Annotated in this window: 17 protein-coding genes; 8 read left to right on the top strand and 9 right to left on the bottom strand. The window is 70.6% G+C overall.

The window, feature by feature from the left end; translation table 11 throughout:
- The first annotated feature begins 6 nt into the window (after positions 1–6).
- Positions 7–732 (top strand): hypothetical protein, encoded by a 726-nt coding sequence (locus tag O0S08_RS10025; protein ID WP_269038836.1) that lies wholly within the window; start codon positions 7–9, stop codon positions 730–732.
- Between the two features lie 235 nt (positions 733–967).
- Here O0S08_RS10025 and O0S08_RS10020 read toward each other — a convergent pair whose 3' ends face one another.
- Complete coding sequence (locus O0S08_RS10020) at positions 968–1201, bottom strand: hypothetical protein (RefSeq protein WP_269038835.1); 234 nt, start codon at positions 1199–1201, stop codon at positions 968–970.
- Between the two features lie 7 nt (positions 1202–1208).
- Between O0S08_RS10020 and O0S08_RS10015 the strand changes: the two genes are divergently transcribed.
- Positions 1209–2090, top strand: coding sequence for a hypothetical protein (locus O0S08_RS10015; RefSeq protein ID WP_269038834.1), 882 nt, complete (start codon positions 1209–1211; stop codon positions 2088–2090).
- Between the two features lie 41 nt (positions 2091–2131).
- Here the strand turns inward: O0S08_RS10015 and O0S08_RS10010 are convergent, their stop codons facing one another.
- Together O0S08_RS10010 and O0S08_RS10005 are read right to left on the bottom strand one after the other, a co-directional pair.
- The gene (locus O0S08_RS10010) at positions 2132–3823 is read right to left on the bottom strand and encodes a hypothetical protein (RefSeq protein ID WP_269038833.1); all 1692 of its coding nucleotides are present in this window, start codon (positions 3821–3823) and stop codon (positions 2132–2134) included.
- Between the two features lie 39 nt (positions 3824–3862).
- Positions 3863–4795, bottom strand: coding sequence for a hypothetical protein (locus O0S08_RS10005; protein WP_269038832.1), 933 nt, complete (start codon positions 4793–4795; stop codon positions 3863–3865).
- A gap of 217 nt (positions 4796–5012) precedes the next feature.
- On the opposite strand from O0S08_RS10005, the gene O0S08_RS10000 reads away from it, so the two are divergent.
- Positions 5013–5261, top strand: coding sequence for an RNA-binding protein (locus tag O0S08_RS10000; protein WP_269038831.1), 249 nt, complete (start codon positions 5013–5015; stop codon positions 5259–5261).
- An 86-nt stretch (positions 5262–5347) separates the two neighbouring features.
- Here O0S08_RS10000 and O0S08_RS09995 read toward each other — a convergent pair whose 3' ends face one another.
- Positions 5348–7162, bottom strand: coding sequence for an IgGFc-binding protein (locus tag O0S08_RS09995; RefSeq protein WP_269038830.1), 1815 nt, complete (start codon positions 7160–7162; stop codon positions 5348–5350).
- A gap of 958 nt (positions 7163–8120) precedes the next feature.
- On the opposite strand from O0S08_RS09995, the gene O0S08_RS09990 reads away from it, so the two are divergent.
- The 3 genes from O0S08_RS09990 to O0S08_RS09980 all read left to right on the top strand — a co-directional run bounded on the left by O0S08_RS09990 (position 8121) and on the right by O0S08_RS09980 (position 13436).
- Complete coding sequence (locus tag O0S08_RS09990) at positions 8121–9221, top strand: Gfo/Idh/MocA family protein (protein WP_269038829.1); 1101 nt, start codon at positions 8121–8123, stop codon at positions 9219–9221.
- Between the two features lie 136 nt (positions 9222–9357).
- On the top strand, positions 9358–12726 hold the full coding sequence (locus tag O0S08_RS09985) for an NACHT domain-containing protein (RefSeq protein ID WP_269038828.1): 3369 nt from the start codon (positions 9358–9360) through the stop codon (positions 12724–12726).
- A complete protein-coding gene (locus O0S08_RS09980; protein ID WP_269038827.1) occupies positions 12723–13436 on the top strand; it encodes an MIP/aquaporin family protein in 714 nt (237 codons plus the stop codon). The genes O0S08_RS09985 and O0S08_RS09980 overlap by 4 nt, the downstream gene beginning before the upstream one ends.
- Positions 13437–13485: 49 nt before the next feature.
- Here O0S08_RS09980 and O0S08_RS09975 read toward each other — a convergent pair whose 3' ends face one another.
- Together O0S08_RS09975 and O0S08_RS09970 are read right to left on the bottom strand one after the other, a co-directional pair.
- Positions 13486–14121: a hypothetical protein gene (locus O0S08_RS09975; RefSeq protein ID WP_269038826.1), complete on the bottom strand. Its 636-nt coding sequence runs from the start codon at positions 14119–14121 to the stop codon at positions 13486–13488.
- 157 nt (positions 14122–14278) lie between these two features.
- Positions 14279–16216 (bottom strand): hypothetical protein, encoded by a 1938-nt coding sequence (locus O0S08_RS09970; RefSeq protein ID WP_269038825.1) that lies wholly within the window; start codon positions 16214–16216, stop codon positions 14279–14281.
- Positions 16217–16571: 355 nt separating this feature from the next.
- Here O0S08_RS09970 and O0S08_RS09965 point away from each other — a divergent pair, with 355 nt between their 5' ends.
- Complete coding sequence (locus tag O0S08_RS09965; RefSeq protein ID WP_269038824.1) at positions 16572–18995, top strand: hypothetical protein; 2424 nt, start codon at positions 16572–16574, stop codon at positions 18993–18995.
- An 89-nt stretch (positions 18996–19084) separates the two neighbouring features.
- Here the strand turns inward: O0S08_RS09965 and O0S08_RS09960 are convergent, their stop codons facing one another.
- The 3 genes from O0S08_RS09960 to O0S08_RS09950 form a co-directional block, all read right to left on the bottom strand.
- Positions 19085–19966 (bottom strand): hypothetical protein, encoded by an 882-nt coding sequence (locus O0S08_RS09960; RefSeq protein ID WP_269038823.1) that lies wholly within the window; start codon positions 19964–19966, stop codon positions 19085–19087.
- A gap of 593 nt (positions 19967–20559) precedes the next feature.
- Entirely contained in the window at positions 20560–23133 is a 2574-nt protein-coding gene (locus O0S08_RS09955; protein WP_269038822.1) for a DUF4215 domain-containing protein, read from the bottom strand.
- 926 nt (positions 23134–24059) lie between these two features.
- On the bottom strand, positions 24060–25187 hold the full coding sequence (locus tag O0S08_RS09950) for an SMP-30/gluconolactonase/LRE family protein (RefSeq protein WP_269038821.1): 1128 nt from the start codon (positions 25185–25187) through the stop codon (positions 24060–24062).
- 80 nt (positions 25188–25267) lie between these two features.
- Here O0S08_RS09950 and O0S08_RS09945 point away from each other — a divergent pair, with 80 nt between their 5' ends.
- Positions 25268–25831 (top strand): 5' nucleotidase, NT5C type, encoded by a 564-nt coding sequence (locus O0S08_RS09945; RefSeq protein WP_269038820.1) that lies wholly within the window; start codon positions 25268–25270, stop codon positions 25829–25831.
- Positions 25832–25886 lie beyond the last annotated feature (55 nt).

Below are 25886 nucleotides of genomic sequence, written 5' to 3'. Positions count from 1 at the left end.
AATCCATTGGACAAGCCGCTGCCGCCACAGCCGTGGGGCTTTTTGGCGACGAACCAATTTTGGTCTCGCGCCTTGCTGACACCCATCGCCATCATCTTCTGGGCCGGCGCCGCCGTCTTCTTTACCTGTACCAATTTCTTTGCCCTCGTGTGGTGGCAGCAGGCGTTGGGGCTCCTGGCATTCTTTGCCGTCTGGGGTGGGCTGGTGGAGCGATGGAGCCGGAGATACTTCGCCCGCCGGCGGCTTCTGCTCGCGGGGCACAGAGCCGCCCTTGATGCGGCGCCTGCCGAGGCTCAAGCAACCCCACCGAGCCCGCGAGGTCTGCTCGTTGAGTCGCCGCGAGATCTTGTTCCGCTCCAGCGGCCGCGGTCAGAGTTGCCAATCGTGGCAACGGCCGAATGCGAGCCGCCGCGGGAGCTCATTCCGCTCCAGCGGCCGCGGTCAGAGTGGCCGATCGTGGCAACTGCCGAATTCTGGGACTATGCTTTCGAGCGGCTGTTCGGGCGAGCCGCGCCGGCCGCCCGCTTCGTGTTCGACGTCGGATGCGTCCTGGCGCTCTTCTACCCGACCTGGACGCCGACACTCGTGGTGGTCCTGCTGGCGATTGTCATTTCGATTTGGTTTGGGTTGTGGCAACGTCGGCTCCTCTTGCAGCTCCAAGCCGGTGCCCAGGCGGGCCCGGCGCTCGCCGAGCCGTCCGCGTCGAGCAGTGCACACGAAAGGGTCCCCTGAAGGTGGACGGCCAGGTCGCAGGCGGGGGCCTCGACCACCGGCCCTGAGGTTGGTGGCGCTCTCTGCGGCCGCGGGCGCGACGATGAAGGTGCGGTGCCCAGCCCTCCATGTCCCATCTCGCCCGGTCGCTAGCCACAAGCAGCCGCAACAGCCGCGACAGGCGCAGAGTTTTTCAATGAGAGTGGGCGGAGGTCGCGACCAGGCGCGCGGGCTCGACACGCGCCCGCGACGCCGGTTACGCTAGGGCCGTGCGCGCGCTCGCTTCTCTACTACTCCTCGCCGCCTGCCAGAACGGACCGGCGCAGCCGGGCTTCTCGACCGGCCCGGGCGAGGGCCCGACCGGGCCGGCCGAGTCGACCGACGCGAGTAGCTCGAGCAGCTCCACGAGCTCGACAAGCTCGAGCAGCTCGACAAGCTCGAGCAGCTCCGCCGGCGACCCGGGCTCGAGCCAGGCGTCGGTGCCGGACATGGGGGCCATGCCCGACTTCGGGCCGGATCAACCCGAGGGCTGCAAGGGCAAGATCGACTTCTTGTTCGCGATCTCCCGCCTCTTCACGATGAAGCAAGAAACGGAGGCCCTGCTCTCCAGCTTCGACGGCTTCATGACGACGATTAAAAAAGATTTCGCGGACTTCGACGCGCATATCATGGTCGCCAACGTCGATGGCGAATGGACAGGCAGCACGTGTGAAAGCGTCCGTTGCCCGGAGTACTACCCCGACTGCGGCCCGAATGCGGAAGAGTACATGTGCGGCTCGCAGGGACTGACCACGATTTGTGACTCGCAGATGGGCGCGGGGATCTTGTTCAACGCCGGGCCTCATGCGACCAATTACCCTTGCGAGCTGGCCGGTGGTCGTCGCTACATCGTCGTCAAGGACGAGCCCGACCTGAACGAGCAATTCAAGTGTATCGCCAGCGTGGGCACCTTCGGACCCGACACACCGATGATGACGGGGATCGCGGCGACGGTGGCGCCGGAGATCAACGCGGAGGGAGGATGCAACGAGGGGTTCTTGCGCCCCGACGCGCTCCTCGTGATCGTCATGGTGATGGACTCGGCCGATGAAAAATCGATCAAGACCCCGGCCTTCTGGGCCGAGAAGGTGATCGCGGCGAAGGGGGGCGACCTCGACGCCGTGGTGATGGCGGCCATCGTCAACCCTCTGCCCGAGGACCCCCCCAAGGCGGACTGCGCCTACGACGACGGGATCCCCAAGATCAACCCCCTGCGGATCTTCGCCGAGCAATTCCCGCACCGCGTCTTCGGCGACGTCTGCGGCGACACCTTCGTCCCGACGTTTGCCGAAGCGGCAGAGCTGGTCAAGGAGACCTGCGGGGCCTTCATCCCGCAGTGACGCGGACATCCGTGCCGTGCGATCGCTACGGCTGGAGCCCGTTACGGATGCAGGCGCAGGACGTAGCCCTGGGGCACACCGCCCATCGTGACGTTGCCGCCGCCAAACAGCCAATCGTACGGGCCCACGACGAAGGAGGTCGCGCTCGACGTCCCCGATCCCGGAAAAGCCACCGGGGCGAACGCCTGTTCTGCGCCTGCCCGACCGAGCAGGAAGCCGTGTGTCGTGTCGCCTTCCTTCATCATCGCGGCGATGACGATGGTCCCGTGCGTGGTGCTGGCGATGGCGTTGCCGGCCGACGCGCCGTTCGGAGGAGTCTCGAATCCCCACTGCGGGACCCCTGCAAGGCTGTATCGCTCCGCGATGACGCTCTGGCCGAGGCACATCATGTCGCACTGATAGCCGGTGACCAGCAGACCCTCGGTCTCGATCCATGCCCCGAGGAACAGACTCTGCTGAATATTTCCCTTGGGCGGCCGGATGAAGACCGGGCTAAGGTGCTCGAAGGTGTCGATGTCCACGTGGACGATGACCGCTCGCGTCTCCGAAGCGGGCTCGTTGAGATTGTGCTTACCCCGCGCTCCCCCCACGATCCAGGCTTCGTCGGTGAGCTTGGAAACCACGACGTCGAACGCCAGATCCGTGAACTGATGCGGCTTCTCGTCCGGCGTGTAGTCCCATGGGAGGCCGGACAGGATCGGCGTGCCGTCGGCCGCGACGTGCCACACCAGCATGTCGGTGTCCCCGTAGAGGGTCGTGAAGAACCCGGCGCCGAAACACCCGCCCGCGTCGGTGGTGTCGATCGCCTGGATCGTCGCCCCCGGCTTCTCCAGCTGCGCTCCCGTCGGCGCCATGTCCGGCGTGAAGAGTGCGAGCCTCGCGGTCCAGACGTTGCCGTCCTTGACGTTCATGGCGACCCACACGTCGCCGTTCTGGGTCAGGGCGATGTCCGCGATGGATCCCTCGCGGGCGTCCAAGACGCGCGTTCCCTCCGGCCACAGGTCGTTCCCCGTGATCGGGTCGCGGAGACGAATTGCGGGGTGCGCGACGCCGTTGATCGTGAGCGCGCCCCCCTCGACCACGGAGCCGTCCGAGGTCACGGCCAGCCGCGAATCCTTGGTTCCCGCGCCGCCGAATTTCTCCCACGCGAGCGCCCCTGCGGGCGGCGTCGACACCTCGAATTTTCGCCCGAGCTCGTCCGTGAGCTCGCCGCGCTGCACGGTCGCGACGAGGCTGTGCAGCCCGTTGTCCGGACTCCCGTAGATGGGGATCGCACCGGAGAACAGGTCCACGCCGTCCAGGTCGGCGTCCCCCTCGTTCTCGAGATAAAACGTCTCCTTGTCGTCGAGCACGACCTTCGCGGTGAGCGCATGCTTCGCGTACACGGAGACCGGCATCGGTCCGGCGGTCGTGACCTTGAAGGGAACGATCAACACCTCGATCGAGGGCGGCTCGACCGGTGCATCGCCCATCGAGTCGGTCCCGATGGACGTCGGGCCGAACGACGTCGCGTCTGGACCCTCGGAGGTCGCGCCGCCTGTGCCCTCGCCGCTGCTAGCACCCGTGGTGTCGCTCGTCTGCTCGCCTGGGCCCCCTGTCCCCGTCGTCCCTGTCGTCGCCGTCGGCTCCCCGGGCGGAACCGCCTTGCCGGCCGCATAGAGCGCGTCCACCTCGTTGCAACCGGCGAGCGGGGCGAGAGTGAGGGCCAGGGTCGGGGCGAGCCAGGGGCGCATGGCCCACCGTAGCACGAAATCGCCCCTCGCGAAATCGCGCTAAAAGCGGCCAGACAACATCAACCCTGCCTGTCGCGCACCTCCGAACGGTGTCAGGCTCACACGCTTCGGCTGCTCTGCCTTGCCTCTGCGGACCAACCAAGCACCCGCACCGAACAGCGCCGCCGCAGCAATCCCGCTGCCGATCGCCAGACCGGCGCCGAGCTTGTAGTGGCGGTAGCTGAGGTCGAGGAAGACGTCGTCCGCGGGCAGACGATAGCCCTGTTCCTGAAGCTCTCGCACACCCTCGCGGAGCCGGTCCTTGGTCACTGCCGCGAATACGGCGGCGCCGATCGTGAGAGCCGAGATACCACCAGCAGCCGCAAAGACCCCCACCACGGCCTTCGCCTTGCGCTGTCCTCCCCGCAATGGAAGCTCGTCCTCCCGTTCTCGTTGCGGACCTGGTTCCTTCATGACCGACGCCGATGTCCCTGGCTCCGCCTGCGCCGGTGCGGCTGGCTCTCGTGTGGCTGGCCCCGGCTCCGGCGTCGAGACCGAAGCGCTCGAGATCACAGTCGGACCGGACGGCACACAGATCTGTGTGGCCTCGCCTCGCGCCTGATACGCCTCCTTGATCACGGGATCGGGAGCGTCCTTGCGGGATGAGAGGAGCAGATCGGCGTCTTCGAGCAGTGCACACGCATGCGAGGGATCTCCCGTCCGTTCGTAGGCCACGATCCGCGCCGCGTGCACGTAGTTCATGAGCCGCTGTAGCGCCTGCGTCGGTGCGTACTCGAGCGCCTGGCCCGCTTCCTCCGCCACCTTCACGAGGTCCTCGACGGGCCGGATCTTGCCCTTCGGCGCGTGGTCGGGGTGTGCGCCCTTGATCGTCGCCAGCATACGATCGAGCTCTTGAGCGGTCGGGCGCGACGGCGGAGCCGCGAGCGCCGGGCTTGACAGCAAGAGCGAGAACACCGTGGCTCGGGTGTACATGCCATGCTCTTGTATCACTGCCGGGCATGGGCATCCATGCCGCCGTAGCCCCGCGCAGGGCGGGGCCTCAATCCTACGGCATTGCGAACTACGGCATTGCGCGCCTACCGTGTTGTGCGCGCAGCGTTCGGGGTCCGGACATTGCCACCCTTCGCCGCGAACGGCGAGGACTGCGCCGGGCCGAGCCGCACCGGGTCGAAATGCCTCTCGGACACGCTTGAAGGAATATATCTCGCCTGACCAGGTTCGCGCCGCGATCGCCGACGAGGCGAAGCTGTCCAGCGAGCAGATCGGCCGCATCGACATCAGAAGGACACCCCTCGTCGAACTGCCGACTGATTGCTGCAACATTTTAAAAAGTGTCGGGTCGCCTGCGGCCAGCTGCGGATTCGCCGAGGATCATGTCGAGGGTGTCCATGCGGAACTCGACGGTCCGTGCCCCGATTCGCCCTGCAGCGATTCCTGAGCGACCGCCGCCTGCGTCCGATCCGAATACGTAGAGGGCACGGCCGCCCGCTACCGCGGGCGTACACCGCCGGGATTGCTGCCGCCCTACATCGGCGGCTCGTAGATCGGCTCGACGTCCGCGCCGCCGGGGAAGGCGTACGACCCGGCCGGACCGTAGCCGTAGGCGACCAGGCCGAACGGCGTGTCGCCCTTGACGGCATGGACGCCCTCGCTGACCGGGCAGCGCCGCGACTCGTAATCCTTGCCGTTGACGTTGCCGGCGGGGGTGATCACGCAGTTCGCCGGCTCGACGCCGTCGATGGTGATCGTGTTGGTCGGCTCGGTCGAGAAGACGACGTAGTTGGTCTGCCAGCCCCAGACGCCGTCGTCGGCCGGGGTGAGGAGCCGATATTGATCGCGGTATTGCTCGACCGGGGGGTAGACCGTCAGCGAGGGATCGCCGGTGTAGTTGCCGTCGACGTACTCCTGGCTGACCAGGATCTGGCCGATCATGAACGGCTTGGTGCCGGTGGCGACGAAGTCCTCGTCGGCCCAGGTCGTCCGCACCTGGCCCGGCTTGAGCGAGAAGATGTCGAAGGGCGCCGGCAGGCTGGTGGTCACGACCGAGTCCTCCGCGGCGCCGACGAAGCGGATCACGTCGGGCTCGTGGTAGCTGCCGGTCGAGCGGATCGGGCTGCGGGTGAGCACGTAGTTCTTGCCGGTCGATTCGACCGGGAAGAGCTGCTCTTCGAGGTGATCGAGGCAGCAGGTGCCGTCCTCGGGCCAGCCGGGATACTTCGGGATGTCGACCACGCCGCCGGGGGCGGACGTCGTCTCGACCCCGGAGAAGACCGCCACCGGCTTGTCCGAGAGGACCACCGTGCCGCTGAGATCGGCCATGGTCTTGCTGTTGTCCTGGAAGGTGGCGTCGTCGGTCTCGAGGTTGAGCACGTCGAAGGGCCCGAGCGTGACGACGATCGCCTGCCCCGCCGGGGTCGCCGGGATCGGCGGGTTGCCCTTGATCCGCCAGCTCGGATACACGCTCACCTTCGTCTGCTCGGTGGTGCCGACGATCGTCACCGCGGAGCGGTCGATGATGCCGAGGATCGGGATCGGGTGGCCCGCCGGCCAGCCGAGCACCCGGTAGTACTTGCCGAGCGCCGGCGTCGGCAGGAGCAGCGACGCGTCGTTCGAGAAGGCGTTCTTGAAGACGTTGAACTGATAGACGACGATCGGCGCCGTGGAGGTGATCCGGAAGGCGTTCGACGACAGGCAGGTCCCGGGGGAGGCGTAGTCGTTCGGCTTGACCCCGCAGTCGAGCTCGCGCGTGGGCAGCTCGACGGGCACGACCTCGTCCTGCCCGACGGTCAGCTGCTTGACCACCATGAGGTCGAGCGGCTGGCCAGGCGGCGCGAGGTTGATCTCGATCGTGACTTCGGTGTCGCCGAATCCGGCGGGCGAGATCGCCACGCCCCAGGGGGCGCTCGCGGGGTCGCTGAGTCCGTCGACCTGGTCCATGTCGACCGCCCAGAACTCGCACCCGAAGTTGGAGGGCTTGCTGGCCGCGTCGTCGCAGGTGACGATCTCGCCGGTGTCGCTGCCGGTCTCGACGCCGACGTCGAGGAGCGGGCCGTTGGTGTTGCTCGCGCCCATGGTCGAACCGGTCCCAGGACCGCTCGTCTCCGTGGCCCCGGCGCTGGTGGTCTCGGACCCGGTCGTGGGGACGGTCTCACCCCCGCTCATGGTGGCCCCGGTCGTCGTGGTCGTCGTGGGCGTCGCGGTCGTCACGCTCGTCACGCTCGTCGCGGTCGTCTCGGTCGTCTCGCCGGCGGTCGCCGAGCTTGCGGGATCACCATCTCCGCACGCGGGGGCCGCGACGAGGAGCGAGAACACGAGTACAGGTCGAGTCGAAGTCATCATGGCATCCCCTGTAGGGTGAACACGGCATCGTAGCCGAAACGGGGGCACGGCGCGCGACATGGGACCGACGCCGTCGGCCCCTCGGCCGCGCGAGGAACCTCGCGGGTCGTGCAGAGGTCGTCAGGGGCGCCCGGACCCGACCGACGCGATCGAGTCAGGCTCGACAGGTTCACCCTTCTTCGTCGAATCGAGGTTCGATGGGTCGTCTCGCGCCGCGCCGAGGGTCGCGCGCGCCATGGTTCGAGCGAGCCCCGATCGCGTCGATGTCTCTTCGGACAGCTCGCGTGCGCGTCGGGAGCTCGATCGCGTCCTGTTCCCACGCATGTCCCTTCAGACAGCTCGCGCCGCGACGAGCTCGCGCGACTGGTTCGACCGCGAGCCGAGGTCGTCGAGCATGTCTCTTCGGACATCTCGGGCCGCGAGCCGCGCTTCGCATGTCGTTCATTTCCGTGAAAAAATGGAATGAACGCGCCACCAGACTGCGCCGTCATTCCCGCAAAACCTGCCGCACAAGCCGACTCTACGGCACTATGCGCACTTCCGCGCAAGAATATTCTACTTGACAATTTCTATTTTAATGAAACCATCTCCACTCGATGCAGGGCGAGGTTCACGAGCTCCACACGGGTGCGAGGTCGGCGGCGCAGGGGCGCCGTTCGGGGCACGGCGCGGGTCGAGCGTGTTGTCGCCGGCTGTCGGGCCGCTGTCGACGCTGTCGTCGCGGCCTCTGAGGAGTGGGAGCACCTGCCCGCGCGACGACGCGTCTGCCGTCGTTCTTCTTGTGGGTAGCGAGCCGTCGAACCGTTTATTTCGCACCCGCGCCCGACGCCGGTGCAGTGTGGCGAGGACCGAATGTTGACACTGATCATTCTCGGCTGGCTGGCCTCCACGCGGAGGCGGGCCCTGGCGGCCGGCACCTGAACGAAATCACCGCAGCGAGGGGCTGCAAGGAGCGGGTATGAGCGACTCTGACGTGAAGCGCAAGATCCGGGTGGGCATCATCGGCGCCAGCCCGAACTCGGGCTGGGCCGTCCAGTCTCACCTGCCGGCGCTGGCGACCTTGCCGGCCTTCCGGCTCGAGGCGGTGGCGACCACCCGGCAGGCCAGCGCCGAGGAGACCGCGCGGCGCTTCGGCGCGACGCATGCCTTCGATCGGGCCAGCAAGTTGATCGAGCACTCCGACGTCGACCTCGTGGTCGTTTCGGTGCGGGCGCCCGAGCACGCGCCGCTGGTGCGCGCCGCCCTGGCTGCCAAGAAGCACGTGTTCAGCGAGTGGCCGCTGGGCGTGTCGTCGGCCGAGACGCGCGAGCTGGCGGCGCTGGCCGAGCAGGCCGGGGTGCGCACGGTGATCGGGCTGCAGCGGCGGCTGGCGCCGGGCGTCCGTTACTTGCGCGACCTGCTGGTCCAGGGCTACGTCGGTCGCCTGCGCTCGGCGACCCTGCACGTGGCGGTGCCGCTGCTGGGAGCGACCCGGCCCCAGGCCTATGCATATACCGCCGACGCGGCCAGCGGCGTGAACACCCTGGCCACCGTCAGCGCGCACTTCCTCGACACCGTGCTGGCGGCGGTCGGCGACTTCCACACCCTGTCGGCGGTGGTGGCCCGCCAGTTCGACGAGACGCGGATCCTCGAGACCGGGGAGATCCTGCCGGTCACCGCGCCCGACCAGGTGCTCATCAGCGGCACGCTCGCCAGCGGCGCGGTGCTCTCGGCCCACTTCGAGGGCGGCAAGCGCAACGGCCCGATCCTCCAGACCGTGCTCACCGGCACCGAGGGCGACCTCGTGCTCGGCCACGACCTCGCGCTCTCCGGCGCCCGCGGCGACGATCAGCCGCTGGCGAGGCTGGCGACGCCGGAGCGCTACTCGTGGTCGCCGCGCGGCGGCCTGTCCGAGGACGCCCACCAGGTCGCGCAGCTGTACGCCGCCTTCGCCCGCGACCTCGTCGAGGGCACCTCGATCGCCCCGAACTTCCGCGACGCGGTCAAGCTGCACCACCTCGTCGACACGATCGCCGAGGCGTCGGCCTCGGGTCAGCGCAAGCTGTGGCAGCGCCTGTGACGCCCTGCGCGCCACCTGTCCTTTAGAACATACCCGCGCGCCGGCCCCTCCTCGGACCCGGGCCATCCCGGGGCCCTCGCCGCCGGCGGCGTGGTCCCGTCGAGGAGCGGCCTGCCGCGTGTGGTACCGTGGGCCGATGGCCTCGGCCGCCGCCGACCTGCACGCCTTCCTCGTCCGCCGTTACACCGACCCGCAAAAGCTGTGGCAGTTGGTCGACCTCCAGCTCGGTCCGGAGCTCAGCAGCGAACTGCCGGTCGGGGCGCCGGCGAAGACGCTCGCCCACAACGTGGTGAAGTGCTGCCAGGAACAGGGCCGCACCCTCGAGCTGTTCGCGGCCCTCGAGGGCGAAGCCGGCAATCGCGGCGAGGAGCTCGCTCGCATCATCGCCGCCTGGCTCGTGGAGCACGAAGATCCGTCGCTGAACGAGGCCCGCGAGCGCTACGCCGAGCACGCCCGCCGCACGGCCCGCCGCCCGCCGCTCGACACGCAGGTCGCCAGGTTCCTCGACGACGCGGACTACGACCTCGATCGCGTGTGGATCCCGCTGACCTCCCGACCCCTCGCGCCGCCGCAGCAACCACGCATCGAGGATGAAGCGGAGAAAAGGCAGCGGACCGAGATTCCGCCGACGCAGGTGGTCGAGGCGGCCGCGCCGGTGCTCGAGCTGTGGCCGAAGCAGACGCGCTGGCTGGTGCTGCTCGGCGACCCGGGCGCGGGCAAGAGCGTGGTGGCCCGCAGGGCGCTGATCGAGCAATTGGGGGTCGCGGAGCGCACCCCGGTCCGCATCGAGCTGGGCCGTTACGCGACGTGGGCGGCCCGGCAGACGGGCCGACGCGACCTCCTGCGCTTCCTCGGCGAGGCCTTCGGCGAGGATGGGGTGCCGCTGTCGGAGCTGCAATTGCGCTCGCTCGCCCTGGCCGACCGGCTCACGTGGATCGTCGACGGCCTCGACGAGATCGCCGACGCCGACCTGCGCTCCCGCTGCGTCGAGCAGCTGGCCAACCTGCGCCACCGCGGCCCGGTGCTGGTGACGACGCGTCCGCGCGGCGTCGCCGGCCCGCGCGAGGCCCTGCGCGAGGCGGGCTACGCGATCCACGAGATGTGCCCGCTCGACGACGCGACCCTGACGCACCTCGGCCGGCGCTGGCGAGAGGCCGGCCTGATCGACGAGGCCGCGCTGCAGCGGGCCCTCTCCACCGCGTCGGTGCGCGAGCAGATGCGCTCGCCGCTGATCGCCACGTTCGTGCTGGTGCTGGCCCGCAAGGGGACGCCGCTGCAGCAGCGACAGCGCGTGCTGGCGGAGATCTCCGCGCTCATGGTGCGCACGTGGGCCGAACGACGCCGGCCGCTGCTCCTCGACGCGAGCGGACGGATGGCGTTCCTGCGCGGCCTGGCGTGGACGATGCTGACCGCGGTCGAGCGCGGGGCCGAGAACGTGATCGAACACGCCGCGCTGCATCGATTCGCCGCCCGCTTCTTCCGCGAGCGCGAACGCCTGAGCCGCGACGAGGCGGCCGCCCGCGCCGACGACCTGATCGCCGAGCTCAAGCTGGACGTGCACGCGCTCTCCCAGCTCGGCGGCGAGAGCTACGGCTTCGTGCACCGATCCCTGCTCGAGTTCTTCGCCGCCGACGCGCTCGCCGAATCCACCGAGGAGGTGATCCTGGCACGATTCGCCGACTGGCAGCAGGGCACCTGGACGGAGGTCCTGCCGATGACCTGCGGCCTGCTCGCCGGGCACGACGCGCCGCTGGCGGTGCGAGCCGTGCAGCGGGTGTTCGCCGATTGTGCGCCGCTCGCCTCTTCGCAATTGCTGGCAGCCGGCGAATTCGCGGTGCGCTGCTTCGCCGAGATCGAGGCGCCGGGGCCTGAATTCGGGCCGCTCGCGGCGACTCTCACTGAATTGTGGATCGCTCAGGCCTCGCTCGGCGAGCTCGACATGCGCGGGCTCGCGGCCGCGTTGCGCCCGATCGGCCCGCGCTGGCCGGGCGCGCGGCGGCTGTGGGAATGGTCGGAGGCGACCGGCGGGCGCGGATTCACCTTTGCGATCCCCGAGTACAGCGTGCAGCTGGATTCGGGCCCGAGGCTCCTGCCGCTCGTGCACGTGGTCGTCGCCGTGACCGCTGCGGCGGCCCGGCCGCGGCTGCTGGCGCGCTTGCTCGACAAGCACGCCGTCCTCACCCCATTCGCCGAGGGGCTCGCAGCGATGGGTCCGTGGACCGACGCCGAGCGCGAGCTGCTGACGCGGAGCCTCGACCGCTTCGGCTGGCCCTGGGACGCTCAGGTCGTGGCCTGGCTCGGCGATCTCGCCGGCACCACGGCCGAAGCCCGACTGCTGGCACTCCTCTCCGACGAGGGTCGGAGCCCGATCGTGCGCCTCTTCACCGCGGCCCTGCTGCTGTCGTCGTCGACGCGGCGCGCCGAGGCGGTCGCAGCCCTCGCCGACGACATTTCCGAGCTCGCCGAGCTCAGCCGAACCATCGCCCTGCAAGAAGTGAATGCGCAGATCGTCGCCACCTTGCTGCGATCGGGGCCGGCCGCCGCGGACGAGCTGTGCGGGCAATTGATGGCCCAGGAGACGCCCGAGCTGCGCGCGATCGCCTGCCTGGTCGCGGCCCACCGCGGCGACGAGACGGCCGCCGCCGCGTTCGTGGCGATGCTACGCTGCGACGATCGTCGCAGCCACGACGCGGCCAACTGGGCGCTCGCACAGGGGCTCCTGCGCGACGGGATCGACCGCGTCCTGACCCTGCTGCACGGCGATCCGAGCTGCCTCACTCTGGCTTGGGCCGCCATGACGGCCCCGGTGGTGGCCGAACAGCGCGGCCGCTGGGAGTTCGCGCAGACGCTGTGGTGCCACCTGGCCGACGCCGGCGAATGGAGCGCGAACCTGCGGTGGCTGGCCGTCGCCGCCCTGCTCGCCCGGCCGGCGTGGCGCGAGCTGGGCATGCAGCGACTGGGAGGAATCTCCCCCGACACCGAGCCGAACAGCCCGAACATGGACACCGCCCTGCGCCGGCTCGGCGAGCACCCCGACGGCCCGGAGCGCCTGCGCGAGCTGCTGGCGGCCGAGACCGACCGGGTCCGGCGCCGGTGGATCGCGCAGGCGCTGCTCGAGCGCGTCCCCGCCGATCTCGCAGCGGCCGCCGAGCTGCGCCGCCAAGCGCATGGCAGCACGGACCGGGCGGAGCAGTACCTCCTCGCCCAGGCGATGCGCCGCCTCGGCCTGCCCCGCGCCGACTGGGCGCCGCTCGCACCCAAAATCCTCGCCCACGCGCCCCACCCGATCGCCCGCTGCGCCGCGGCCACCCTGCTCGGCGATTGCACCGACCTGCGCCGCCTCGAAGCCGAGCTCGCGGCGAACGAGAGCGACCCGCGACAGCCCAGCGTCGATGCCGAGGTGCGCGCCCTCGCCGGCGCCCTGCTCCGCTGCGAGGCGCTGCGTCTGCAGCTCGCCGGCGGTGCTGACGACCCGGCCGGGCCCGGTCTATCCTCGCGGCGATGACCCCCTTCACCGGCGAGCTCCTCGGGACCGCGATCCTCATCGTCCTCGGCGACGGCGTCGTCGCCAACGTCGCGCTGGCGCGCACGCACGGGCAGGGCGGGGGTTTGATCGCCATCACCGTCGGCTGGGCCGCCGCCGTGTTCGTCGCGGTCTACGCGGTCGCGGCGGCCAGCGGGGCGCACCTCAACCCGGCGGTGACCCTGGCGCTGGCGCTGCGCGGCAAGTTCGCGTGGGCGTCTGTCCCTTCGTACATGTGCGCTCAATTGCTCGGCGCCTTCGTCGGCGCGGTGATCGTGTGGCTGGCGTACCGGCGGCAGTTCGACGCGACCGCCGATCCGGCGACCGTGCGCGGCGTGTTCTGCACCGGGCCGGCGATCCGCGACCTCGGGCACAACTTCCTGACCGAGGCGATCGCCACCTTCGTGTTCATCCTCGGGGTGCTGCAGATCGCCGCGCCGACCCACGGGCTCGGGGCCCTCGACGCGCTGCCGGTCGCGCTGCTGGTGCTGGCGATCGGCCTGTCGCTCGGCGGACCGACCGGCTACGCCATCAACCCCGCGCGCGACCTCGGGCCGCGGCTGGCCCACGCGGTCCTGCCGCTGCGCCACAAGGGCGACGGCGACTGGGGCTATGCGTGGGTGCCCGTGCTCGGGCCGCTGGTGGGCGCGGCCCTGGCGGCGCTGCTCCACGGCGCCGTCCTTGCGGGGTGATACCTCGCGCCCGCGCCGCCCCGGGCTCGGGCGACGCGGACGCGTGGCATCACTTCGCGACGTAGATCGTGTGCGTCCCGGTGACCGCGAGGCGAGCGCCGCCGCTGGCGACCTCCGGGAAACGCAGGTTCGAGTCCTCGGGGTGCGAATCCGAGGTGTCCGATTCGTATGAGCGCTCCGGGCCCGGATCTGCGCTCACGGTGCATTTGCAATCGACGACCGAATCATCGGCGTCGGCGACGCGGCGGACGACCTTCTCGGCGTCAGCCGCGCGGGAGCTCGAGCGCGTCGAGCCCGTCTCCTGCTCGCCGTCCGGGTCGGCGAGCGTAAGGTTGCCGACGCTGATCGATCCCGCGGACGAGGGTCGATGCAGGTCGGCAGGGTACGTCTCTGTATAGGTTCCGGCGCGCGTGACCTCGTGGGGCACGGAGCGCCGGTCGATTTCTTCCAGCTGAAATGCGCCGGAACCGTCCGTCGTGGCGGTGCCGCCCGCGTTCTTGGCCCTGGCCCCGAATGCGAGGACCTGGACCGTCGCGCCGCCAATCGGCTGACCCTCGCGGCCCAGTACCGAACCGGCGAGCGCGATCTTCGTGTCGATAGAGGGAGTTTGAATAGAGAGAGTGTTCGCCTCCGCGTCGGGGATAGTGACGACGGCGAGGCCGGCACATAGCGCGGGCCAGAGCATCCGCGGACGGATAGGGATACTGCGCATGTCAGACCCTCGGTATCGCCAAGGATGAACAGCCTCGGGCGGACCGCCACCGCGGCCGACCTACCTGTGTGATACCGGCCGCCCCGCGGGGGCGGGGGCCCGCAGCCGTCCACACCGCGACGGTCGCCAGTCAGCGGCCTTGCTCGAGCACGAACTCGGCCGGCAGCGTCGGCGCGCCCACGACCCTGAGGAACCCCGTTTCGTCGCCCTCGACCGGCTCGCGCTCGATCCGGCAATCGACGTTCGGAACGGCGCTCTTGCAGGTCAGCTCCTGCAGCCAATGGAATCGCAGCACCAGCTCCTGCGTGCCGGGCGCCGGCGAGGCCGCCGAGACTGCGATCCGGCCGAGCCCCGCCTTCACCTCGCCGCGGCCGCGGACGAAGTAGCCCGTCGGCTTGCGCACGCGGTAGGCGCGGTAGCGGCCGCCGACGATCCCGCGCGGCTCCAGCAGGTCGAGCCGGCGCTCGATGGCCGGGATGTGCGGCACCGACATGAGGACGTAGGCGACGTTGAAGGTCTGCAGATAGCGCTCGAGGCCCTCGTTGTAGCGCTCGTCGCTGTCGGTCCAGTGGAACAGGTTGGCCTGCTCGTGGATCGTGCGGCGATCGGGGAAGCCGCCGAGGATCGGGCGATCGGTGGCCCAGCGCAGGTACTCGCCGAGGGCCCAGTAGTGCACGAGGACGCGGCCGTCGTCGGGCTGGGCCGCCACCCACGCGGCGACCTCCTGGAAGTCGCCGCTGATCGGCTTGAGGCGCATGCTCGGGAAGAACTGCTCCTCCAGCACCGCGCTCTGCAGGAAGCCCATCGGCGACACGTCCACGCCGGGCAGGAAGGTGGCGAGCTGGGCGTAGACCCGCGGGGCCAGCAGCACGAGCAGGCCGATCGCCAGGCCGCGCAGGCTCGCGGGGACCTGCGACCATGTCTTTCGGGTCAGGTTGTCCGCCAGCCACGGACCGGCCAGCACCGCCGCCCAGCAGGCCATCGGCGCGGCGAACCGGTACGGCTCGGTGGCCGGCACCAGCGGCAGCAGGGCGCCGACGTAGCTGAGCCCGAACAGCCACAGCGCGGTGCCGAGGGCGTAGCGCAGGGCCGGCTCGCGGGTGCGTCGCCAGGCCACCAGAGTGCCGATCGCCGCCAGCACCGCGATCGTGCGGACGAGCGTGCGCTGGCGGACGAACCCGGTCGTCAGCGGGTCGACGAACACCTCGAGCAGGTCGTAGAGAAAGAAGTCCGGGGTGGCCTGGCCGAGCTTGTGCGACGGCGCCATCAGCTCCATGTGCGTGAGCGCGGGCCACAGCCAGTACGCATTGACGACGACCGTCACCGCGGCCAAACCCCACACGCGCGCGTGGCCGAGGAGGCCGAGGCCGCGGGCGCGCGCCAGATAGAGGCCGATCATCGGCCCCGCGAGCGCGGCGAAGCTCCACACGTGGGTCAGCAGCGCCAGCGGCAGCAGCACCAGCAGGGCCGCCCAGCCGCCGCGCACCGGCGCGCCGCTCAGCTGACGCCAGAACAGCGCCAGCACGAGGACGCACAGGTGCGAGGCCGTCGCGAACGAGATCATGCCGCCGCCCCAGAAGAAGCGGATCAGCGACTCGAAGTGCCACAGCAGCACGCCGAGCCCGAACGTCCACGCCTGCGCCCTGACAGGCACGCCGAGCAGCCGCGCCGCCAGCCACAGCGAGATCGGCATGGCGATCGCCGAGGCCAGAGTGTAGAGGTTGAACGCGGTCGCCAGCGGCACGCCCAGCTGGTGCAGCACGGTGCACCACAGGAAGTGGGCCTTGTTGTCGACGTCGAAGAACAGCCCGGCCGGGTAACCGGCCAGCATCATCGGGTCGTACACCCACGACCGACCCTCGGCCAGGGCGCGCGTCAGCGTGTGCGTGTGCTGGAAGTGGGTCTGATAGTCGGGCCCGCCGAACGGCAGGGCGCCGAACACCACCCGCAGCGGGATCGAGTTGAGGACCAGGCCGGCGTGGACCGCCGCGAAGCCGACGAACATGCCCCGGTGGCCGCGCAGCCAGGCCCAGCGCGTGCTCTCGGCCCTTGCGGAGGTGTCGGTCATCGGGCGCGCGACGATACGCCGGGCCCGGGCGCGCAGTCAAAGGCGCCGGCCGGGCGCGCCCGACGCGAGCAGGCCCGCAGCCCGCGACCAGGCCGACTCGGGCAAAATCGCGCAGCACGCGCGACCCCTGCGGCGAGGTCTCTCTGGCTGTCTTCGAGGACATGTCCTTTGGACCATGATGAATCGGCCGGATCCATGGATCAATCCCGCGGAGAGACCTTCAGGCTGTCCCCGGGGACAGGTGGTACGATGGGTCGCGACGACGGGTCCGCGTGGCTCGCGCGGCGCGCTCGACCGCGACGTCGCGCGCCGCTCGGCCCGGATCGATCTTGTTGGGGTACCATCCCCGCCGCTCATGACCGTGACGAAGAAGCGCGTCGCCGCCGAGGCAAGCGACCCAGTCGCTCCGAAGGATCCGCCCCGCAGCTCGCTGGAGGCCGGCCTCGAGCGGGCGCTCGCCGCCTACGCGCGTCACATGCTCACGAGAGAGCGCGCAGTGCCTCCCTTCGCGGCGCGGCTCGACGGGCCGCACGTCCTCGTCGACGTCCACGCGCCCGACGGCCTCCAGCACGTCCGGCGCCGCGCCGGCGCCTACCTGCAGCTATGTGCCGACATCTGGGGTCGGAGCCAGGCCGCGGCCGAGCGCGCGGCCTTGCCGTCGCTGCTCGCCACCCTGTCGTCGCACCCCGACGGCGGCGCCAACGAATGGTCGCGGTTCTACGACCTCGAGGCCGACGCCGACTGGTACGAGGGCCTCGAGGCGGTCGCCGAGGCGCTCGTCTCCGGGGCACCCGACGAGGCCGTCCTCCTCCTCCGCCGCCTCTACGACGTCGACGGCCGCATCGGCTCGGACCGCGGCTTGTACTCGCGAGGCTTGCGCAAGCGGACGGCCCCCGCCGCGATCGCCCGCGCAGTCGCGGCCCGCTCCGCCGCCACGCCCGAGGGCGAGCGGCTCGGCGGCACGCCGCAGGCCGCGATCAAGCGCGTCGTCCCGTTCGCCGGCTCCGAGAGCGCCGTCGATCGCCTGGCCGTGGCCTCGCGGATCTGCGACGCCCTCCCGAACCTCAGCCTCTCGAACCATCTGACGTTCCACGCCATCGTCGACAAGGCGCTCCCCGCCCTCCTGCAGGACGGCGACGGCGCGGTCCACGAGGTCGCCCTCGCTGCGGCGCAGAACCTCGGCATGAAGCTGCTCTACCGCGGCGCCTACCCCGAGGCGAAGCGGCTCCTCGACCTCGTCGTCGCCCATCACGTCGCGCTGCCGGAGTCGCTGCGCGGGCGCTGGGAGTGCCGCCTCTACCTCGATGCCTGTGCAGGGGCGGCCGACCTCGACGCCGCCGAGGAGGACTGGACCCGCGCCGCGACCCTCGACGCGCCCACCGATCCGAGCATGGTCGGTCGCTGCATGTTCTGGTCGGGCGACGTCACCGACCGCCGCGGCGTCGCGCTGGCGCGAGTGGCCAAGGCGCTGGCAGTGCGGGCCGAGGGCGGCGATCCGTGCAAGGACCGCAAGCCGGGCAAGCCGCCGGGGGCGGACGAACGAGCGCGGCTGATCGCCCGCGCGGCCGCGCTGAGCGGCGACGCGCTGGCGACCGCGTCGCCGCGGATCGAGCAAGACCTGGAGCGCGCGCGGGTCGAGGGCACCGCGAGCGGCCGCGGGTTCCAGGCCGACGAGGTCGCCGCCCGCGCGAAGGTGCGAGAGGCGGCGGGCGACCTCGCGGGCGCCCTGGCCGACTACGAGGCCGCGCGCGAGCTGTCGATCGCCGCGGGCCTGTCCTGGCAGATCGATCACCACGGCGAGCCCATTCGCCGGCTCCGCGGGCGCCTCGGCCAGGCGCCCGCGGGCGCCCCGGAGTCGTTCGATCCGCCGTGGCTCCTCGATCCCGCGCGCACCTCCGAGGAGCGCGAGCGGGCCGCGGCCTCGTGGTTCGCGCAGCCCTGGCGCGAGTTCCCGGCCACGCCCCGCGCCGCCGTCGGCCGGCCGTTCGCGTACGTCCTGCTGCGCGACGCGGTCGCTCACAGCGCCGCGCTGTGGAAGATCGCCGAGACCGACGGCCACGACCTCGGTGACCGCCTCGCCTTCGCCGCGCGCGCGCTCGTGGTCCTCGATCGCTGGTGCGACCGCCGCGACGCCTCGTGGCTGGAGAGCGTCCTCGACGACTCGCACGAGCTCGCCTTCTTCGGCGAGACGTGCGCGATCGACAAGCAGCCGGCGCAGCGACGCGAGCCGCTGCTGCTCTGGCTGAAGCAGCTCGTCCTCGCCGACCCGCTCGACGAGGCCGCGGTCCTGCGCGGCCTCGAGGGCGTCCCTTGGACGAACCTCGCCGCCGCGTTCGCGGCCGGGGTCGAGCACTACGACCCGCTGCGCGACGTGTTCGACGCGGTGCGCCGCGCCGGGTTCGACGGCGACGCCCTCGCCGTGGTGCTGCGCGCGTACCAGGACCTGCTGAAGAACGACTGGTCGGGCTTCGGCAAGCCGCGCGGCGCCGCCGCGAAGTGGGAGTCGCACGGCCGGGCCCTCGCGCCGCTCGACGGTCGCAAGCTGGCCCCCGCGCTCATCGCCTGGATTCGCGCCAGACAGGCAGTCCCGGGCTATTACGGCCTCCCGCGGCTCGAGAGCAAGTGGCTGTGGCCGCTCTGGTACGCGTGGTCGGACGAGCACTGCCCGGGCCTCCTCAAGGAGGTGAGCCAGGGCCGCCTCGACAACGGCAAGAGCCTGTCGAAGACGCAGAAGGCCGCGCGACGCGAATGCCTCGAGTGGTTCGCCGACCGGGCGTGAGCCGCAGCGACTGCGTCCGGCCGCACGCGATGAGACATGACCCTAAGGACATGTCTCTCCGCGCCGATCACCGCCGGGCCGCCGCTGGCTCACTCGCTGAGCACGCGGCGGATCAGGCTGCGCTCTTCGTCTCCGTGGCAACAGATGGACCCGGACTGCGCCAGGTCGATCGCGAACACCCGGGACGCGTCGATCGCGAGTGAGCCGCGGGAGCCCGCCCACACGGTGAGCTCCGCCCCGGACATGAGCGAGTAGCGCAGCTCGTTGTTCTTCTCCTCGCCCAGGTCGTCGGCGGTGCACTCCATCACGATCTCGCGGTGGATCGGCCCGATATCCTCCGAGACCGGCAGTCCCACGCCCCACACATCGCGCCCATCCACCAGGAGCCGCGACGGATCGTCGGCCAGCGTCACGTGCAGCGCCGTGTCACCGGAGAACTCGCTGTTTTTGGCGCGCGAGTGAAACGCGACCGCCTGGCCGACCTGCCAGTCGACCGCGCCCTCCGGGGCGACCGCGAACTCGAATTTCGCCCCGCGCGCGACCCCGTCGACGTCGCATGTCAGGGTCGTGATCACCACGGCCCCGGCGACGTCGACCGCGTCGATGTCACACAGGCTGTCCACGAGGTGCTCCTCGTCGCTCCGATCGGGCCACGCGTCGAGCGAGACCTTGAACGCCGCCGACGTCGCGGGATCGTCCGCCGGGCAGCCGGCCGGCGCGCCCGTCGTGTCGCTCGTGCCCGCCGTCTCCTCGGGGTCGCCCTCGGTGCTCATCCCGGTAGGCGTACTGTCGCCGCCGTCGGTGGTGCCGGGCCCAGTCGTGTCCGTCGCGCCGGTGGTGACGCTCGAGCTCGTCGTCTCGCCTGCAGAAGCGCCCTCATCGCCGGTCGTGTCGTCGGTCGCGCCGCCCGCGCTGTCGGTCGAATCCGCCTTCTGCGGCCCGCACCCGGGCGCGAACACAAACGAAGCCATGATGGTCCATGATGCCAATTCAAGTCGCATCCACAGGAGCCTATGCGGCGAGCCGCGCCGCGACAAGATGACACAATTGTCAGGGCTGCACCGAGCGCGACGAATCCTGGTTGTGACAGACGACTCGACCGTCGCGCTCTCCATCATGCGGTGAAATCGTAGGTGAAGGCCCGGCACGTCGGACCGGCCGGCGACAGGGAGCGAGACCCGCGAGCGTTTGCGCCTTGCCCTTCGACCAGGTCGTTTGGATCGTCATGTTACCGGAGCGCCATCGTCCGTTCACACTCCGAGCCTGCATCCGTGCCTCGCCTTGCGGCTCGCAAGACGCCCACGAGCACGAGCTGCAAATTGCCGGCGTGGCGACCCGCGCGGTCATGTCCGCCGATCCGCAGAGAGCCCGCTCGTCTGCCCACCAGGAGCGCGACGGTCGACCGAAGGTCGCGGGCTCCTGCGCGCCGACGACATGTCTCTTGGGACATCTACGATGATTTCGCCGCGCACCTCGATCTGCCGTCGCGTCGAGGGCGACGGCCGAGGCGTCGCGGGGCGACGCCCCGGAGCGGCGAATCGCTCCGGGGCGCCCACGGTTCCGCTCAGTAGCTGAGCACGATCTGGCCGTTGCCGGTCTTCTGCGCCGGGGTGGTGCTGCCGCCGGTCACCCCGCCGAGGTACGACGAGCCGCCGCCGGCGTGACCGTCCACGCCGCCGCCGCCGCCGCCGTAGTAGCCGCCGCCGCCGCCGCCGCAGTGCAGGGTCGGGCCGCCCGCGCCGCCCTGGCCGAGCGAGCCGTTGGAGCCGTTGACGCCGCCTGCGCCCATGCAGCCGATGCCGCCTGCGTTCTGGGTGCCGCCGGTGCCGTTGCAGAAGTCGCCGCCGACGCCGTCGTTGCCGACGAGGCCGCCGCCGCCGCCGCCGCCCTGGTTGCCGCACGAGTATTCGGCCCCGCCGCCGCCGCCCGCGACGAGGACGCGGTTGGCGAGGGCCTGGCCGCCCTTGCGCACGTCGGACGCTCCGCCGCCGCCCGAGCAGGTGTCGGTCCCCGGGCAGCTGCCGCCGCCGCCGTTCCAGCCGGGCGCGTTGCCGGTGCCGCCGGCGCAGCCGACGTACAGGCCGAGGGTCTCGCCGGGCGTCACCGCCAGGTTGCCGGTGGCGAAGCCGCCGAGGCCGCCGATGTCGGGGCTGCCGCCGCAGAGGTTGATGTTGTTGGTCGGCGTGCCGCCCTGCGCACCCCAGGCCTCGATCTTGATCGAGGTGATCCCGTTCGGGACCACGAAGTTCTGGACCGCGTTGGTGCAGTTGAAGGTCTTGACGACCGCCTCCTTCACGCACGTCGAGCTGCAGCCGTCGTTGCTGACCAGGTTGCCGTCGTCGCACTGCTCGACGCCCATGCGCACGAAGCCGTCGCCGCACACCGCGTTCTTGCACGCGCCGACGCAGGCGTCGTTGCTGAGCGCGTTGCCGTCGTCGCACTGCTCGGTGCCGGCCCACACCACGCCGTCGCCACAGGCCGCGGCCTTGCAGGTGTTGAGGCAGGCGTCGGTGTTGACCGCGTTGCCGTCGTCGCAGGTCTCGCCGAGACCCGGCTGGGTGAAGCTGTCGCCGCACACCGCGGTCTTGCAGGCGTTGGTGCAGGCGTCGGTGTTGCTCGCGTTGCCGTCGTCGCACTGCTCGACGCCGGCCTGCACGAACGCGTCGCCGCACTTGGCCAGCTTGCACGTGCTGAGGCAGGCGTCGGTGTTGGCCGCGTTGCCGTCGTCGCACTCCTCGCCGGCCTGGACGAAGGTGTCGCCGCACGCCGGGAGCTTGCACGACAGGGTGCAGGCGCCGGTGTTGTTGTTGTTCGCGCCGGCGTCGCACTCCTCGCCGGGCTGCTTGAAGCCATCGCCGCAGGTCGCCAGCTTGCACACGTTGGTGCAGCCGTCCTCGTTGTTCTGGTTGCCGTCGTCGCAGGCCTCGCCCGGGCCGGTGAAGCCGTCACCGCACACGTTGAGCGTGCAGTCGGCCTTGCAGGCGTTGGCGTTGCCGTTGTTCGCGCCGTCGTCGCACTGCTCGACGTTGGCGTGCACGAGCCCGTCGCCGCACGCCGCCGCCTTGCACGCGAGCGTGCAATCGCCGGTGTTGCTGTTGGCGCCGCCCTCGTCGCACATCTCCATCAGGCTGTCCTGCACGAACGCGTCGCCGCACGTCGGCGCGGCGCACAGGTCGGTGCAGCCGTCGTCCTGGTCGCCGTTGGCCCCGTCGTCGCACCCCTCGCCGGGGTCGATCGCCTGGTTGCCGCACTCCTCGAGCGCGCAGGTCGCCGAGCAGCCGTCAGCCGGATCGGTGTTGCCGTCGTCGCACGCCTCCTCGGGGCCCTTGTCGCCGTCGCCGCACACGTTGAGCACGCACGACGCGTTGCAGGTCTGGCCCGGGCCGTTGTCCATGCCGGCGTCGCACTCCTCGGTGCCGTCGCCGGTGTTGAAGACGAAGCCGTCGCCGCACACGTTGGCCTGACACTGCAGCGTGCAGGCGGCGTTGGCCGAGTTCGCGCCGCCGTCGTCGCAGGCCTCGCCCTCCTGGACGAAGCCGTCGCCGCAGGTCGCGTTGGTGCAGGCGTTGGTGCAGGCGTCGGTGTTCTCGCGGTTGCCGTCGTCACACTGCTCGGTCGGCGCGACCAGGCCGTCGCCGCAGGTCTCGAGCGCACAGGCGCCGCTGCACTCGTCGCCGTCGGCCGTGTTGCCGTCGTCGCAGCCCTCGCCCGGGCCGACGAGGCCGTCGCCGCAGACGTTGTTGCTGCAGTCCGCCTTGCAGCTCTGCATGTCGCCGTTCATGGCGCCGTTGTCACACTCCTCGTCGGACCCGAGGACGCCGTCGCCGCAGGCCGCGAGCGTGCACGTCTCGCTGCACGCCTGGCCCGGGCCGTTGTTGCGCCCGTCGTCGCAGGCCTCGCCCGGATCGACGACGCCGTCGCCGCACACGCCCTCGCCGCCGGTGGTGGTCTCGCCGCCGGACATCGACGCGTTCGTCGTCGTGGTCGGCAGCTCGCCGGTCGTCGGCGCCGTCGTCATCACCTCGCCCGACGTCGTCGTGCCGGTCGTCTCGGTGGCGCCGGCGGACACCGTCGAGGTCGCCGAATCGTCGCCGCAGCCCGCCATCGCCAACGCCAGCGTACACGCCAGCCTCCACATTCGCTTACCTGTCGCCATCCACACCTCGGGTCCGAAGACAGATTGGGGGTACAGCCCAACAGGTGTCCGCGTCGAGGTCCACGGAGGAGAGGTGCCACGAATGCACTCTGCGAACGTCCTCAGGGCGCCCCAGGCGCTGAATCGAAGGATCGTCCGCCGGTGCTCTCAGGGCGCCCCAGGCGCCTGCTCCAAAGGACATCTGCGAACGTTCTCAGGGCGCCGCCAGCGCGAGCTCGAATGAGGTCTGCCAGGCTCTCCGGACGCCGCCAGCGCATCCTTTGATAATTTATCTCTGAGGCCGCCTCAGGCCATCTGCGAACGTTCTCAGGGCGCCGCGAGCGCGACCTCGAATGAGCTCTGCCGATATTTCCCGGGCGCCGCGAACACCTCCTTTAATAATTTATCTACCGATGCTCTCAGGGCATTCCACGCGCTGCGCAAAGGACCTCTGCGAATGTCCTCAGGGCGCCGCGAGCGCGAGCTCGGACGACGTCTGCCGATGTTCCCGGGCGCCACGAGCGCGGGCTCGGATGACATCTGCCGGTGTTCTCAGGCCGCTCCAGGCGCGAGGACTCGGTCGCTACCGGTCGTCGACTCACCGAGCGAGGGACACGACGATTGCCGATCCGAACGAGACCGCGACGGCTCGTACGCCCGCGATCGAGGGCGCGAACGAATCATGACACCCCCATCGCGAGGACATGGACCGCGGCGCAGGCTCCACGCCTGTTCATACGCGGGCGACGATCCGCGCGCAGTCGCGGACGCGTCGGCCCCGCGACCTCCGCCACGAGATGTTTCGCGGTCCTGTCACCGCGCGGGCGACGATCCGCGCGCAGTCGCGGACGCGTCGGCCCCGCGACTCCGCCACGAGATGTTGCGAGATCCTGTCGCCGCGCTCGCCTCGAGCGCTCGCGGCGCGGGCCTCAGGCGCCCTGGACCTTGAGGCGGATCCGGTAGACCCGCGCCTGGGCGGTGATGAAGAGCGCCTTGCCGTCGGGGTCGCCGAACTTGCAATTGGTGACCGACTCGGGGACCTCGATCGTGCCGAGCAATTCGCCGGCGGGGGTCACCACGCGGACGCCGCCGCCGCCGCTGACGAACAGATCGCCGAAAGTGTCGATCGCCATGCCGTCGGGGTCGCCCTGCAGGTCGCTCTGGAGGTCGACGAACACCTCGCCGCCGACGGCGTTGCCGTCTGGCTGGACGTCGAACACGCGCACGTGCTCGCCGTTGGTGTCGGCGACGTAGAGCAGGCTCTCGTCGGGCGAGAGGACGATGCCGTTGGGGCGGTCGAAGTCGTCGGCGATGAGCGACAGCTGGCCCTGCGGGTCGATGCGGAACACGCCCTGGAAGTCGAGCTCCTGCTGGTTCGGCTGGATCCCGTAGGGCGGGTCGGTGAAGTAGATCGTGCCGTCGGAGCGCACCGCCAGGTCGTTGGGGCTATTGAGGCTCTGGCCCTCGAATTCGCCGGCCAGCGTCTCGGCGTTCTGCTCGCCGATCACGCGGCGGGACACCCGTCGCCCGCCGTGCTCGGCGGCGAGGAGGCGGCCCTCGAGGTCGAAGGCGAGGCCGTTCGAGTTGCCGCTCGGGTTGATGAACGCGCTCGGCTGCTCGCCCTCGGACCAGCGGAAGATCGTGTTGGCCGGGATGTCGCTGTAGAGCAGATAACCTTCGGGGCTCCAGATCGGCCCCTCCGTGAACATGTGGCCGTCGGCGATCAGCTCGAGCTCGCCGTCGACGACGTCGTCCAGCGACATCGGCGGGTCGACGGGCGCGCCGGTGGTGCCGGTGGTCGTCGTCTCGTCGGTGGTCGTCGCCTCGGTGGTCGTGCCGGTCGGCGGCGTGCCGGTGGTCGGGTCGCTCGTGGTCGTCGGCGTGGTCGACGTCGAGGTGTCGCTCGTGTCGGTGCCGGTGGTCGTGGCAGTCGCGTCGGTGGTCGTCGCGTCGGTGGTCGTCGCGTCGGTGCCGGTCGCGGTGTCGGCGGTGGTCTCGCCGGAGCCGCCGCCGCACGCGAGCACGAGCGAAAACATCCACGATGAGGCGCGCTTCATCATGCCTCCCGGGGTATCACGCCGGCCGCACGGGCACCAGGCGCGTGGCGATCGCGCGACCCTCACGCTACCATCGCGTCATGGCGAAGGTCGGGTTGGTCGCGCTCATCGATATGGACGGCACCCTCTGCGATTACCAGGGCGCGCTCGTACGCGATCTGGAGGCCCTTCGGGGGCCCGCCGATCCGCCTCTGGGTGGCGACGACGACAGCCCGCCGTGGCTGCGCGCGCGCGAGAGCGTGATCCGCCGCCAGCCCGGCTGGTGGCGCTCGCTGCCGCGGCTGCAGCTCGGGTTCGACGTGCTCGCCGAGTTGCAGGCGCTGCGCTTCGAGATCCACGTGCTCACCAAAGGCCCGGTCGGCACCCCGAGCGCGTGGACCGAGAAGCTCGAGTGGTGCCAGCAGCACCTCCCGGGCGTGCCCGTGACGATCACGATGGACAAGGGCCTCGTGTACGGCAAGGTCCTGGTCGACGACTGGCCGCCCTACGTCGAGCGCTGGCTGGCCTGGCGCCCGCGCGGCCTGGTCGTCCTCCCGGCCCAGCCGTGGAACGTCGGCTTCTCGCACCCCAACGCCATCCGCTACGACGGCCACAACCTCGCCGAGATCCGCGCGGCCCTGCACCGGCTGTGCGAGGTCGAGTGAGCGCTCGAATCGATATTCTCTAAAGGACATGTCGTCTGTGACATGTCCAATGGGT

It is taken from the genome of Nannocystis punicea (assembly GCF_026965555.1).
Classification (GTDB): domain Bacteria; phylum Myxococcota_A; class Polyangia; order Nannocystales; family Nannocystaceae; genus Nannocystis; species Nannocystis punicea.
This window is presented reverse-complemented; position numbering and strand designations above follow the sequence as displayed.

Bases quoted from the DNA above. Each gene is read 5' to 3' on its own strand.
- O0S08_RS09995 (WP_269038830.1), bottom strand. From the start codon at position 7,162: ATGATGACTTCGACTCGACCTGTACTCGTGTTCTCGCTCCTCGTCGCG.
- O0S08_RS09975 (WP_269038826.1), bottom strand. From the start codon at position 14,121: ATGCTCTGGCCCGCGCTATGTGCCGGCCTCGCCGTCGTCACTATCCCC.
- O0S08_RS09970 (WP_269038825.1), bottom strand. From the start codon at position 16,216: ATGACCGACACCTCCGCAAGGGCCGAGAGCACGCGCTGGGCCTGGCTG.
- O0S08_RS09980 (WP_269038827.1), top strand. From the start codon at position 12,723: ATGACCCCCTTCACCGGCGAGCTCCTCGGGACCGCGATCCTCATCGTC.
- O0S08_RS10010 (WP_269038833.1), bottom strand. From the start codon at position 3,823: ATGCGCCCCTGGCTCGCCCCGACCCTGGCCCTCACTCTCGCCCCGCTC.
- O0S08_RS10005 (WP_269038832.1), bottom strand. From the start codon at position 4,795: ATGTACACCCGAGCCACGGTGTTCTCGCTCTTGCTGTCAAGCCCGGCG.
- O0S08_RS10020 (WP_269038835.1), bottom strand. From the start codon at position 1,201: ATGTCCGGCACCGACGCCTGGCTCGAGCCCGGGTCGCCGGCGGAGCTG.
- O0S08_RS10015 (WP_269038834.1), top strand. From the start codon at position 1,209: ATGCCCGACTTCGGGCCGGATCAACCCGAGGGCTGCAAGGGCAAGATC.
- O0S08_RS09985 (WP_269038828.1), top strand. From the start codon at position 9,358: ATGGCCTCGGCCGCCGCCGACCTGCACGCCTTCCTCGTCCGCCGTTAC.
- O0S08_RS09950 (WP_269038821.1), bottom strand. From the start codon at position 25,187: ATGAAGCGCGCCTCATCGTGGATGTTTTCGCTCGTGCTCGCGTGCGGC.
- O0S08_RS09965 (WP_269038824.1), top strand. From the start codon at position 16,572: ATGACCGTGACGAAGAAGCGCGTCGCCGCCGAGGCAAGCGACCCAGTC.
- O0S08_RS09960 (WP_269038823.1), bottom strand. From the start codon at position 19,966: ATGGCTTCGTTTGTGTTCGCGCCCGGGTGCGGGCCGCAGAAGGCGGAT.
- O0S08_RS09955 (WP_269038822.1), bottom strand. From the start codon at position 23,133: ATGTGGAGGCTGGCGTGTACGCTGGCGTTGGCGATGGCGGGCTGCGGC.
- O0S08_RS09990 (WP_269038829.1), top strand. From the start codon at position 8,121: ATGAGCGACTCTGACGTGAAGCGCAAGATCCGGGTGGGCATCATCGGC.
- O0S08_RS09945 (WP_269038820.1), top strand. From the start codon at position 25,268: ATGGCGAAGGTCGGGTTGGTCGCGCTCATCGATATGGACGGCACCCTC.